The sequence below is a fragment of the Streptomyces sp. NPDC002845 genome, from assembly GCF_053591955.1.
In genome coordinates this window covers 17,620-30,570 of record NZ_JBSFUU010000040.1, presented here as the reverse complement: position 1 = coordinate 30,570, position 12,951 = coordinate 17,620, and the positions used below count along the sequence as shown (strand labels likewise).

General features: G+C 70.9%; 10 protein-coding genes. 9 read left to right on the top strand and 1 reads right to left on the bottom strand.

Translation table 11 applies throughout. The features are described 5' to 3' along the window. Positions 1 to 99 precede the first annotated feature (99 nt). Entirely contained in the window at positions 100 to 1,902 is a 1,803-nt protein-coding gene (gene ggt, locus ACWD3C_RS26930; protein WP_451148210.1) for a gamma-glutamyltransferase, read from the top strand. Positions 1,903 to 2,391: 489 nt separating this feature from the next. On the opposite strand, the gene map is transcribed toward ggt, so the two are convergent. Beyond that, positions 2,392 to 3,159 (bottom strand): type I methionyl aminopeptidase, encoded by a 768-nt coding sequence (map, locus tag ACWD3C_RS26925; RefSeq protein WP_451148208.1) that lies wholly within the window; start codon positions 3,157 to 3,159, stop codon positions 2,392 to 2,394. Between the two features lie 74 nt (positions 3,160 to 3,233). Between map and ACWD3C_RS26920 the strand changes: the two genes are divergently transcribed. The 8 genes from ACWD3C_RS26920 to ACWD3C_RS26885 all read left to right on the top strand — a co-directional run bounded on the left by ACWD3C_RS26920 (position 3,234) and on the right by ACWD3C_RS26885 (position 12,847). Continuing rightward, positions 3,234 to 3,485, top strand: coding sequence for a helix-turn-helix domain-containing protein (locus tag ACWD3C_RS26920; RefSeq protein WP_451148206.1), 252 nt, complete (start codon positions 3,234 to 3,236; stop codon positions 3,483 to 3,485). 202 nt (positions 3,486 to 3,687) lie between these two features. Next, positions 3,688 to 5,178 carry a hypothetical protein gene (locus ACWD3C_RS26915; RefSeq protein ID WP_451148204.1) on the top strand — a complete coding sequence of 497 codons (1,491 nt, stop codon included), beginning with the start codon at positions 3,688 to 3,690 and terminating at the stop codon, positions 5,176 to 5,178. A gap of 195 nt (positions 5,179 to 5,373) precedes the next feature. Next, on the top strand, positions 5,374 to 6,216 hold the full coding sequence (locus tag ACWD3C_RS26910; RefSeq protein WP_451148202.1) for a nitrilase-related carbon-nitrogen hydrolase: 843 nt from the start codon (positions 5,374 to 5,376) through the stop codon (positions 6,214 to 6,216). Next, positions 6,213 to 7,496 carry an aspartate aminotransferase family protein gene (locus tag ACWD3C_RS26905; RefSeq protein WP_451148200.1) on the top strand — a complete coding sequence of 428 codons (1,284 nt, stop codon included), beginning with the start codon at positions 6,213 to 6,215 and terminating at the stop codon, positions 7,494 to 7,496. Before ACWD3C_RS26910 ends, ACWD3C_RS26905 begins: the two co-directional genes overlap by 4 nt. A 22-nt stretch (positions 7,497 to 7,518) precedes the next feature. After that, on the top strand, positions 7,519 to 9,084 hold the full coding sequence (locus ACWD3C_RS26900; protein WP_451148198.1) for a PucR family transcriptional regulator: 1,566 nt from the start codon (positions 7,519 to 7,521) through the stop codon (positions 9,082 to 9,084). A 389-nt stretch (positions 9,085 to 9,473) separates the two neighbouring features. Further along, positions 9,474 to 10,307, top strand: coding sequence for a nitrilase-related carbon-nitrogen hydrolase (locus tag ACWD3C_RS26895; RefSeq protein WP_451148196.1), 834 nt, complete (start codon positions 9,474 to 9,476; stop codon positions 10,305 to 10,307). Positions 10,308 to 10,409: 102 nt separating this feature from the next. Beyond that, a complete protein-coding gene (hydA, locus tag ACWD3C_RS26890) occupies positions 10,410 to 11,813 on the top strand; it encodes a dihydropyrimidinase (RefSeq protein WP_451148195.1) in 1,404 nt (467 codons plus the stop codon). A gap of 14 nt (positions 11,814 to 11,827) precedes the next feature. Further along, entirely contained in the window at positions 11,828 to 12,847 is a 1,020-nt protein-coding gene (locus ACWD3C_RS26885) for a TIGR03842 family LLM class F420-dependent oxidoreductase (protein WP_451148193.1), read from the top strand. Positions 12,848 to 12,951: the final 104 nt, after the last annotated feature.

Below are 12,951 nucleotides of genomic sequence, written 5' to 3'. Positions count from 1 at the left end.
CGCTGGCCGAATCGCTGTACGGATCACTGTCCGGGGACGCCCCTGACGCGACCACACCAACCAAGTTAGTCTGCGCGGACGGTCGTTGAGGAGGTATGGATGCGTCGTCGTCCTGTCGCGCGGAAACTGGCGGTCCTGGCGGTGTCGGCCGCCGTGGTCTCGGTCGGGGCGGCGGCGCCACCCGGCGCTCCCGGAAGCCCGGTCGAGAAGAGCCCGGTGGCCGTCGGCTACGGCGGGGCCGTCTCCAGTGTCGACCCGGACGCCTCCGCCGCCGGCATCGAGGTCCTGAGGAAGGGCGGCAACGCGGTCGACGCCGCGGTCGCCACGGCCGCCGCGCTCGGCGTCACCGAGCCGTACTCGGCGGGCATCGGCGGAGGTGGCTACTTCGTCTACTACGATGCCAGGTCCCGTGCCGTGCACACCGTCGACGGCCGCGAAACGGCACCTCTGACCGCCGACGAGAACCTCTTCGTCGAGAACGGCCGGGCGATCCCCTTCGCCGAGGCCGTCACCAGCGGACTGGGCGTCGGCACCCCCGGCACGCCCGCCACCTGGCGGACGGCACTGCGGAGTTGGGGCAGCAAATCCCTTCGCACCCTGCTGAAGCCCGCCGTGCGGCTCGCCCGCGACGGTTTCACCGTGGACGAGACCTTCCGCGCGCAGACCGCGTCCAACGAGACCCGGTTCCGCCACTTCCCGGACACGGTGGACCTCTTCCTGCCGGGCGGTGAGCTGCCGGTGGTCGGCTCGACCTTCAAGAACCCCGATCTCGCCCGCACCTACCAGGAGCTGGGCCGCAAGGGCACCGGCGCCCTGTACCGCGGCGCGCTGGCCCGGGACATCGTCGACACGGTCAACGAGCCCCCGGTGGACCCGGGGTCGGGCTACCACGCCCGGCCGGGCGAGCTGTCGCTGAAGGACCTGGCGGCGTACCGGACCAAGCTCCAGGCGCCGTCGAAGGCGTCGTACCGCGGTGTCGACGTCTACTCGATGGCGCCCTCCTCCTCGGGTGGCACCACGGTCGGCGAGGCGCTCAACATCCTTGAGCGGACCGACCTTTCGAAGGCGAGCGACGTCCGGTACCTGCACCGCTACATCGAGGCGAGCCGGATCGCGTTCGCGGACCGGGGCCGCTGGCTCGGCGACCCGGCCTTCGAGGACGTACCGACGAAGGAACTCCTCTCCCAGAAGTACGCCGACTCGCGCGCGTGCCTGATCAAGGACGACGCGGTGCTGACGAGCCCCGTGGCGCCGGGTGACCCGCGCAACCCGGCGGCGTGCGCGGCGGGCGGTACGGCGGCGCCGACGACGTACGAGGGCGACAGCACGACCCACCTCACGGTGGCCGACAAGTGGGGCAACGTCGTGTCGTACACGCTCACCATCGAGCAGACCGGCGGCAGCGGCATCACCGTCCCGGGCCGTGGCTTCCTCCTCAACAACGAGCTGACGGACTTCTCCTTCACCCCGGCCAACCCGGCCGTCCACGACCCGAACCTGCCGGGGCCGGGCAAGCGCCCGCGCTCGTCGATGTCGCCGACGATCGTCCTCGACCAGCACAACAGGCCGGTGGTGGCGCTCGGTTCGCCGGGTGGCTCGACCATCATCACAACAGTTCTGCAGACGCTGACCGGCTTCCTCGACCGCGGCCTGCCGCTCGCCGACGCGATCGCCGCGCCGCGCGCCAGCCAGCGCAACACGACGGCGACGAACCTCGAACCGGGCCTGTACGACAGCGCGTCGCGGGCTCGGCTGGAGTCGATCGGGCACACCTTCACGGTGAGTGCCGAGATCGGCGCGGCCACCGGTGTCCAACGCCTGCCGAACGGCAAGTGGCTGGCCGCGGCGGAGGCCGTACGGCGCGGGGGCGGTTCGGCGATGGTGGTGCACCCGGCGCCGTAGAGAGCCCGCTGCCCCGAGCGTCAGGAGACCGCCGGACGGCTGACCGTGGTCGCGGGCCACGTGTACTCGATCTCGTCGAGCTCGATGCCCGGGGCCACGGTCAGCGGCCGCTCGGCGGTGGGCACGCCACCCTCGCGTTCGTAGAAGGCGATCGCCCTGGGAGTTGCCGCTCAGCACCTCCGAGTAGGTATCCCGACCGGGGTGTTCGGCCATGCGGGCCCGCCACTTGGCCAGGTGTTCCTCGGGCAAGGGGAGCCGTCGAGGTGGCGGGCCGGCATGAGCGAGGCGTACGCGGAGCGCCAACTGGCGGTGTGCAGCGAGGCGATGCGCTCGGTGTCGTTCGGGGTGCCGTTCCTGAAGAGCATGCCGCAGGCCAACGCCGGCCCGCGTGCCCGTTGGCGGCGCCGTCAACGGCTCCGCCGCGGGGTAGGACCAGCCCCAGCCCGTACCCGCAAGACGGCCCGTGGTGTCCTGCCCCCCAGCGGAGCGCTACCTCTCCGTAAGCACCCGCGGCCCCGCCTCCGTAATGGCCACCGTGTGCTCCGCGTGCGCCGCCCGGGAACCGTCGTCCGTGCGCAGGGTCCACCCGTCCGGTGCCGCGTGGAATCCGTCCGTGCCGCCCCCGATCACCATGGGCTCGATGGCCAGCACCATCCCGTGCCGCAGGGGCAACCCCCGGCCGGAGCGGCCCTCGTTCGGCACCGGCGGGTCCTCGTGCATGCGGCGGCCGATCCCGTGGCCGCCGAAGCCGTCCGGGATGCCGTACCCGGCCGCGCGGCACACGGAGCCGATGGCGTGGGCGATGTCGCCGATGCGGTTGCCGACGACGGCGGCCTCGATGCCCGCGTCGAGGGCGCGTTCGGCGGTCTCGATGAGGCGCAGGTCGGCCACGCGCGGCTCGCCCACGACGAAGCTGATCGCCGAGTCGCCGACCCAGCCGCACAGTTCGGCGCCGAAGTCGACGGAGACGAGGTCGCCGTCCCGCAGCCGGTACGCGGTCGGGATGCCATGCACGATCGCGTCGTTCACGGAGGCGCAGATCACCGCCGGGAAGGGGGTGGGTGCGAAGGAGGGGTGATAGCCGAGGAAGGGGGACGCCGCGCCCGCCTCCCGCAGCACATCGTGCGCCACCTCGTCCAGCTCCGGCAGGGAGCCCCCCACGCCGGCGGCCTTCCGTACGGCCGTGAGCGCACGCCCCACGACCTGCCCGGCTTCGTACATCGCGTCGATGGACGCATCCGTCTTCAGTTCCACCATGCCAATTACTATACCGGTCGACGCCCAATTATTATACCGGTCCGATGTGTGGGGGTCGGTATTAGAATGGGGTCATGGTGCGCACCCCTCTCACCCCCGAAGAGCGTGAACGCGGCGAGCGGCTCGGGAAGTTGCTGCGCGAGGCCCGCGGCGGGCGGAGCATGGCGGAGGTGGCCGCCAGCGCCGGGCTCTCGGCGGAGACGCTCCGCAAGATCGAGACCGGCCGGGCCCCGACCCCGGCCTTCTTCACGGTCGCGGCCCTCGCGCGCGCCCTCGGCCTGTCCATGGACGACCTCGCCGGACAGTGCGCCCTGGCCGGAGTCTGAATCGAACCCGGTCTGAATCGAACCCGGTCGGGATCGACCCCGGTCAGCGTGCCCGGCTTGATCGCGAAGAGGTAACGCACAGGCGTCGGTTGACCCCGTACAGCACTCTGCGCCCACTCCGAAAACTCCTCGTAGCGCGTCCGTAACACGGCTGGTGTTGTCTGGCGAACCGGAGTGCTCCAGTCTGGCGGGAGTTGTGGCGATGGCAGTGGATCAACTCCCGGGCAGGGTGCGGGAGTTCGCGAGCTACCTGAACAAGCTGCTGACGCGGCTCGACCAGAGCACCGGCTGGTGCGCGGTGTTCTGGCAGCGTGACGCCGACGGAATGCGCGCCTGTCTCGACGGCCGGGAGGTCCCGCCCTGGGACGTCGTGGAGGCGCTCCTGACGGACCTCGCCGCGGCGTACGGCCCCGCGGCCGCCGCCCAGGAGACCGAACGGGCCTACGCCCTGCACCGCGCCTCCCTCGCCGCATACGACTCCCGCCCCGGCGCCCGCGACGCCCTCGGTGACCGTCTCGACGTGATGATCCGCGAACAGCGCTACGCCGCCGAGCGCACCGCCGAACTGAACCGCCGGCTCCACTCGGCCACCACGCGGCAGGAGGCCGAGTCCATTCGCCTCGACCTGGCCTGGGCCCATGACGACCACGAGCGCGCCACCGCCCGCTGCGCCGAGATCCGCGCCCGTGTGGAGGACATCGACCGCCGCGCCCTCCGCACCCCTGCCATGGGCGGACCGCACCTCGCGGACGGAGACGCCGGCGACGCCTTCCGGGTGCCGGAACCCGACGCCCGTACGGAGGCGGGGTGGGACCACGACGGACGTACGAACCGGACGCCGGACCGCCACGCGCGGACAGCCGCCCCTGACGCCGACCGGCCCACGCACACCGCCCCCGAACCCGAACCCGACCCCGAGCCCCAGGCCGCCCCCGAGCCCGCCCCCCGCCCCGCCAAGCAACGCACCAAACGCCGCCCCCGAGGCGGCGCCCGCTTCGCCGGCGCGATGGACGTCGAAGATGCCGCCCCGCCCGTAGGGGTCCCCGAAACGGCGCCCGCCCCAGTCGCGCCGAAGGCCCGCACCCCCCGAGGCGCCAGGTTCGCCGGGGTGACCGAAGAGGCCGAGCGGCCCCGGACGCCGCCCGCCCGGGAGCCGCTGGACGATGAGGCGCGCCGGGAGACGGTGGCGACCGTCGAGGGGCTGATGCGGCTGCGCGGCGAGCGCCGCAGCGGCGAGGCGCACGCCCTGCTGGTCGAGGCCGCCTACTGGCCCCCCGCCCGCTTCCCGCTGCTCGCCGCCGAACTGCACCGCGCGGGCCTCGGAGCCGACTGGGCCACCCTGCTCTGGGAGGCCGCCTCGCTGCCCGCCGACCGGCTGGTCGCCGCCGCGGACGCCCTCGCGGCCGCGGGCCGCACCACGGACGGCGAGCAGATGCTGCGGCAGGGCGTCGCCCGCCCGGCCGCCGAGATCGGCACCGCCGTGCTCGGCCTCGCCCGCGAGGGGCGTGAGCGTGAGGTGCGCGCGCTCCTCGACGCGTACGTACGCGTCCGTACACCCGAAGAAGCCGCCCGCAGTGTGGAACCGGACCCGCAGCGCCTCGGGCCCCTCCTCCTGAACGCGGCCCGGGGTGTCTCGGAGGACCGCTACTGGGACCTGGTGCACGCCCTGCGGGTCGCCGGCTTCACCGCCTGAGCCCGTCGGCCGCACCCGATACGCGTACCCCGGCGGCCCGGACGGTCACTCGGAGGAGTAAGAAACGTGATCGACTCGCCCGGTTAACGACGATGGTCTTGCCCAGCACGTCGACGAGGCTTACGTTCAAGCCTCTACAGCCTGCATCTACGGGCGTAGAGGCTCTCTGACGTTCCCGTCGAAGGAGCAGCTCACATGGCCAACGTCGTACGCGCCGCTCTGGTCCAGGCCACCTGGACCGGCGACACCGAATCCATGGTCGCCAAGCACGTGGAGCACGCCCGGGAGGCGGCCCGGCAGGGTGCCAAGGTCATCGGCTTCCAGGAAGTCTTCAACGCCCCCTACTTCTGCCAGGTCCAGGAACCCGAGCACTACGACTGGGCCGAACCCGTGCCCGACGGGCCGACCGTCACTCGTATGCGGGAACTGGCCCGCGAAACCGCCATGGTGATCGTCGTCCCGGTCTTCGAGGTCGAGCAGTCCGGTTTCTACTACAACACCGCGGCCGTGATCGACGCCGACGGCACCTTCCTCGGCAAGTACCGCAAGCACCACATCCCGCAGGTCAAGGGCTTCTGGGAGAAGTACTACTTCAAACCGGGGAACCTGGGCTGGCCCGTCTTCGACACCGCCGTCGGCAAGGTCGGCGTCTACATCTGCTACGACCGCCACTTCCCGGAGGGCTGGCGCCAGCTCGGCCTGAACGGCGCCCAGCTCGTCTACAACCCGTCCGCCACCTCCCGTGGCCTGTCCGCCTACCTCTGGCAGCTGGAGCAGCCCGCGGCGGCGGTCGCCAACGAGTACTACATCGCCGCGATCAACCGGGTCGGGCAGGAGGAGTACGGGGACAACGACTTCTACGGGACGAGCTATTTCGTCGACCCCCGTGGGCAGTTCGTCGGCGAGGTCGCCAGCGACAAGAGCGAGGAACTCGTCGTCCGGGACCTCGACTTCGACCTGATCGAGGAAGTCCGGCAGCAGTGGGCGTTCTACCGGGACCGCCGACCGGACGCGTACGAAGGACTGGTACAGCCGTGAGCGACCTGTACGACCGCCACCGCGCCGTTCTGCCCGACTGGCTGGCGCTCTACTACGCCGACCCGATGGAGCTCACGCACGGCGAGGGACGCCATGTGTGGGACGCGGAGGGCAACAAGTACCTCGACTTCTTCGGCGGCATCCTCACCACGATGACCGCGCACGCCCTGCCCGAGGTCACCAAGGCGGTGAGCGAGCAGGCCGGGCGGATCATCCACGCGTCGACCCTGTACCTCAACCGGCCGATGGTCGAACTCGCCGAGCGGATCGCCCAGCTGTCGGGCATCCCGGACGCGCGCGTGTTCTTCACCACCTCCGGCACCGAGGCCAACGACACCGCGCTGCTGCTGGCCACGACGTACCGCCGCAGCAACCAGATCCTCGCCATGCGCAACAGCTACCACGGGCGGTCGTTCAGCACGGTCGGCATCACCGGCAACAAGGGCTGGTCGCCGACCTCGCTGTCACCGCTCCAGACGCTGTACGTCCACGGGGGCGTGCGGACGCGCGGCCCGTATGCGGAGTTGAGCGACGCCGACTTCATCGCGGCCTGCGTCGCCGACCTGGAGGACCTGCTCGGCCATGTCCGCCCGCCCGCCGCCCTGATCGCCGAGCCGATCCAGGGCGTCGGAGGCTTCACCTCACCGCCGGACGGACTGTACGCGGCCTTCCGCGAGGTGCTCCAGCGGCACGGTGCGCTGTGGATCTCCGACGAGGTGCAGACCGGCTGGGGCCGCACCGGCGACCACTTCTGGGGCTGGCAGGCACACGGCGAGAACGGGCCGCCGGACATCCTCACCTTCGCCAAGGGCATCGGCAACGGCATGTCCATCGGCGGTGTCGTCGCCCGCGCCGAGATCATGAACTGCCTGGACTCCAACTCCATCTCGACCTTCGGCGGCACACAGATCACCATGGCGGCCGGGCTCGCCAACCTCACCTATCTGGTGGAGCACGACCTCCAGGGCAACGCCCGGCGCGTCGGCGGGCTGCTCCTCGAACGGCTGCGGGCGATCGGCGCGCAGCTGCCCGTCGTACGGGAGGTGCGGGGCCGCGGGCTCATGATCGGCGTCGAGCTGGTCAAACCCGGCACGGACGAAGCGAACCCGGACGCGGCCGCCGCCGTACTCGAAGCCGCCCGCGCGGAAGGCCTGCTGATCGGCAAGGGAGGCGGACACAACACCAGCGCACTGCGCGTCGCCCCGCCCCTGTCGCTGACCGTCGCCGAGGCGGAGGAGGGCGCCGAGATCCTCGAACGCGCCCTGAGGAGCGTCCAGTAAGGCCCGAGCAAGGGAACATGTCATGACCACCACCTTGGAACCCGCCCTGTCGGTGCGCCAGGTCCTCACCCTGGACCGGGTTCTCGCCGGAGAGCCCGAGGTGGTGGCCGGGGCGGGCCAGCTCGACCGGCCCGTGCGCTGGGTGCACGTCGCCGAGGCCGCCGACGTGGGCGTGATGCTCAGCGGCGGCGAGATGGTGCTCACCACCGGGGTGCTGCTCGCCGGGAACACGGACGCCCAGGCCGAGTACATCCGCTCGCTGCACCGCGCCGAGGCCGCGGCCGTCGTCCTCGGACTCGGCCGCGCCTTTCCCACACCGCCCGACGTGATGCGCCGGGCGGCCGAGCGGTGCGGGCTGCCCATGGTGGTGCTCCACCGGCCGTTCCCCTTCGCCGACCTGACCGAGGAGGTCCAGTCCCGGCTCGTACGAAGGAAGTTCGCGGCCGTCAGTCTGTCCGAGGCGGTACGGACGACGCTGACCGGGCTCATCACCGCGGGCGCCCCGCTGCAACGGCTGCTCGACGAGATCGCCCAGCACGCCGCCTGCCCCGTCGTCGTCACCAACCTCGCCCACCGGGTCCTCGCCACGGCGGGGGAGCGGTCCGCCGTCGACGACGTGCTGCGCGACTGGGAGCGCATCTCCCGGCAGGCGGGCGGCAACGAGGGCGACGGCTGGGTACGGGCCGAGCTCGGCGGACGCGGGGAGCGCTGGGGGCGGATCGTGCTGTGCGGGTACCGAGGCGACAGCGCCACCGGGCGGCTGCTCGCCGACCGTGCGGCCGAGGCGCTCGTCCTGCACCGCATGCTCGGCGGTGGCGCGGCGCACAGCTGGGAGGAGCAGTCCGCGCAGGGCCTGCTGACCGACCTGGTCTCCGGTGTCGTACCGGCCCGGCAGCTCCTGCCCCGCGCACGGGCCGCCGGACTGCCCGTCAACCGGCGGACCTTCGTGCCGCTCGTCGTCCGGGACGGCGATCCGGCCGGGCTCGACCGCGTCCTGCGGATGGTGGGGCTGCAAGGGCTCGTCGCGGAGCTCGGCGAGGGCGCCACCGCCGTCCTGGTCAGCCTCGCCCGGGACCAGGACGCCGAGGCGCTCGCGGCCCACTTCGCGACCCGGCTGCGCGCGGAGTCCGGGGTGGGCAGGACGGTCGTGGCCGCCGCCGACGCCCGTACCGCCTGGGAGGACGTGCCCGCCGGGCTGCGCGAGGCCCAGCACGTCGCCGACGCGGTCGCCCAGGGCTCGACCGGCCTCGACCTGCCCGTGGTCGTACGCCTCAGGGACGTCCATCTGCGCGGGCTGATCCGGTTGCTGCGCGACGACCCGCACGTCCAGGCCTTCGCCGAACGGGAGCTGGACGGGCTGCTGTCCGGCGACGGGACGGCCGAACAGGACCTGCTGCCCGTCCTGCGGACGTATCTCGCGACCGGCCGCAACAAGTCCCGCACGGCCCAGCTGCACCACGTCAGCCGGCCCGCGCTGTACCGCAGGCTGGAGGCGATCCAGGCCCGCCTCGGCGTCGACCTCGACGACTTCGAGCAGGCCGCGTCCGTGCACATCGCGCTCCTCGCACACGACGCGCAACAGAACTGAAACATGGCAGGACTTGGGAAAACGGCGGTGAAACATGGGCCCACGCGAGAGTGACACCGTGGAACGCCGGGCGCCCGCAGACGTGACACGGTGCAACTCAGAGACAGCTTGCGGACTTCATAGGCTCCTGGGGCGGACGACGGCATCGCCCACGTCCGCCCCAGCACACCGAGCGACCAGAGGTCCCGATGAGCAGATTGAACCCTCCCCCCAGCCGAGGCTAGCGGGATTCCTGGCTCACGCCGCTCGTTGGCTCAACAAGCTGCCGAGTCTTACGCGATCAACACCAGCCGGGTTGGAACCAGCCCGGGATCTTGAAACAAGATCGGAGGTAGCACGTGCTTGATTCTCGCAACGCACCGCAAACAGCGTACCCCATCAGGAACCGGGTGATCCGCGCCGCCGTCTTCCAGACCGCATGGACCGGCGACAAGGAATCGATGATCCAGGTACACGAGCAGGCGGCCCGCGACGCGGCCGCGCAGGGTTCTCAGGTCCTGTGCTTCCAGGAACTGTTCTACGGGCCTTACTTCTGCCAGGTCCAGGACAAGGCGTTCTACGAGTACGCCGAACAGATCCCGGACGGCCCCATCGTCAAGCGTTTCCAGGCGCTCGCCAGGGAACTGGGCATCGTCCTCGTCCTGCCGATGTACGAGGAGGAGCAGCCCGGCGTCCTCTACAACACCGCGGCCGTGATCGACGCCGACGGCTCGTACCTCGGCAAGTACCGCAAGCACCACATCCCGCAGGTCCCCGGCTTCTGGGAGAAGTTCTACTTCCGCCCGGGGAACGTGGGCTGGCCGGTCTTCGACACCGCCGTGGGCAAGATCGGCGTCTACATCTGCTACGACCGCCACTTCCCGGAGGGCTGGCGCGCCCTCGGTCTCGCGGGCGCCGAGATCGTGTTCAACCCGTCGGCCACTTCGCGCGGCCTCTCCCGCTACCTGTGGCAGCTGGAGCAGCCGGCGTCGGCCGTCGCCAACGAGTACTTCATCGGCGCGATCAACCGGGTCGGTGTCGAGGACCTCGGCGACAACGACTTCTACGGGACCTCGTACTTCGTGGACCCGGAGGCCCAGTTCGTGGGCGAGGTGGCGAGCGACAAGGAGACCGAACTCGTCGTCCGCGACCTCGACATGGCCAAGCTGCGCGAGGTGCGCGACCGCTGGCAGTTCTTCCGGGACCGCCGTCCCGAGGCGTACGACCCGCTGACAGCGCCGTAACAACGCACTACCCGCGCCCCGTGCTTTCAAGGGGCGCGGGGAACTGCGCGACCAGCCACCGACGACCGGTACTTTTCCGACAACCGAACGGAGCGTGAACCCATGGTCGGCCGTACCCTCATCCGCGGTGGTCTCGTCATCACCGCGTCCGACGAGATGCACGCAGACGTCCTGATCGAGGACGGCCGCATCGCCGCCCTCGCCGCGAGCGGCACCCCGGCCGCCGAGTCCTGGACGGCCGAGCACACCGTCGACGCCACCGGGAAGTACGTGATCCCGGGCGGCGTCGACGCGCACACCCACATGGAGCTGCCGTTCGGCGGCACCTTCGCCGCGGACACCTTCGAGACCGGGACGCGGGCGGCGGCCTGGGGCGGTACCACCACCATCATCGACTTCGCGGTGCAGAGCGTCGGCCACACACTGCGCGAGGGCCTCGACGCCTGGAACGCCAAGGCCGACGGCAAGTGCGCCATCGACTACGCCTTCCACATGATCGTCTCCGACGTCAACCAGGAGACGCTCAAGGAGATGGACCTGCTGGTCGAGGAGGGCGTCACCTCCTTCAAGCAGTTCATGGCCTACCCGGGCGTCTTCTACAGCGACGACGGCCAGATCCTGCGCGCCATGCAGCGCTCCGCCGAGAACGGCGGCCTGATCATGATGCACGCGGAGAACGGCATCGCGATCGACGTGCTGGTGGAGCAGGCGCTGGCCCGTGGCGAGACCGACCCGCGCTATCACGGCGAAGTGCGGAAGGCTTTGTTGGAGGCCGAGGCCACCCACCGCGCCATCAAGCTCGCCCAGGTGGCCGGTGCGCCCCTGTACGTCGTGCACGTCTCGGCGATGGAGGCAGTCGCCGAGCTGGCCAGGGCGCGCGACGAGGGGCTCAACGTCTTCGGTGAGACGTGCCCGCAGTATCTGTTCCTGTCGACCGACAACCTGGCCGAACCCGACTTCGAGGGCGCGAAGTACGTGTGCAGCACGCCCCTGCGCCCGAAGGAGCACCAGGCTCACCTGTGGAAGGGCCTGCGCACCAACGACCTCCAGGTGGTCTCCACCGACCACTGCCCCTTCTGCTTCACCGGCCAGAAGGAGCTGGGCCGCGGCGACTTCTCGAAGATCCCCAACGGTCTCCCGGGCGTCGAGAACCGCATGGACCTGCTCCACCAGGCCGTCGTCGACGGGCACATCTCGCGCCGCCGCTGGATCGAGATCGCCTGCGCGACCCCGGCCCGCATGTTCGGCCTGTACCCGAAGAAGGGCACCATCGCCCCGGGCGCCGACGCCGACGTCGTCATCTACGACCCGGGCGCCGAGCAGGTCATGTCCGCCGAGACCCACCACATGAACGTCGACTACTCGGCGTACGAGGGCAAGCGCACCACCGGCCGGGTCGAGACGGTCCTCTCGCGCGGCGAACTCGTCATCACCGAGCGGGAGTTCACCGGACGCGCCGGGCACGGCGTCTACACCCCCCGCTCCACCTGCCAGTACTTGAACTAGGAGTGGCGACGCACATGGACTTCGGACTCGTCCTGCAGACGGACCCGCCGGCCTCGCGTGTCATCGAGCTGATGAAGCGGGCCGAGAACAACGGCTTCACCCACGGCTGGACCTTCGACTCCGCCGTGCTGTGGCAGGAGCCGTTCGTGATCTACAGCCAGATCCTCTCCAGCACCGAGAAACTGACGGTCGGCCCCATGGTCACCAACCCGGGCACCCGCACCTGGGAGGTCACCGCCTCGACCTTCGCCACGCTCAACGACATGTTCGGCAACCGCACCGTGTGCGGCATCGGGCGCGGCGACTCGGCGATGCGCGTCGCGGGCCGCAAGCCCAACACGCTGGCCCGCATCAGCGAGGCCATGAAGGTCATCCGCGCGCTGGGCCGGGGCGACGAGGCCGACCTCGGCGGCACGGTCGTCAGGTTCCCGTGGATCAAGCCCGGTGCCGAACTCCCGGTCTGGATGGCCGCGTACGGCCCCAAGGCCCTGAAGATGACCGGCGAGGAGGCCGACGGCTTCATCCTCCAGCTCGCCGACCTCTACCTGACCGAGTACATGGTCAAGGCCGTCAAGGACGCCGCCGTCGCCGCCGGACGCGACCCTGACGAGGTCAAGATCTGCGTGGCCGCGCCCGCCTACGTCACCGCCGACGACTCGCCTCAGGCGCTCGCCCACGCGCGCGAACAGTGCCGCTGGTTCGGCGGGATGGTCGGCAACCATGTCGCCGACCTCGTCTCCAAGTACGGCACCGACGGCGGCATGGTCCCGCAGGAACTCACCGACTACATCAGGTCCCGCGAGGGCTACGACTACGCCCACCACGGGCGCAGCGGCAACCCCGACACCCAGTTCGTGCCGGACGAGATCGTCGACCGCTTCTGCCTCATCGGCACCCCCGAGCAGCACATCGAGAAGCTGAACGCGCTGCGCGCACTGGGCGTCGACCAGTTCGCCGTCTACGACATGCACGACGCCCAGGAGGCCGTGATCGACGCGTACGGCGAGACGGTCATCCCGGCGGTCAACTCCTGACCACTGCATGTAAGGCACCGAACTCCACGTAAGGCACCGCTCAACACAGACCCCCCACCTTGTTCTCCCTCCCCGCGTCCCGGGGAGGGGCCCAAGGCCCCGCA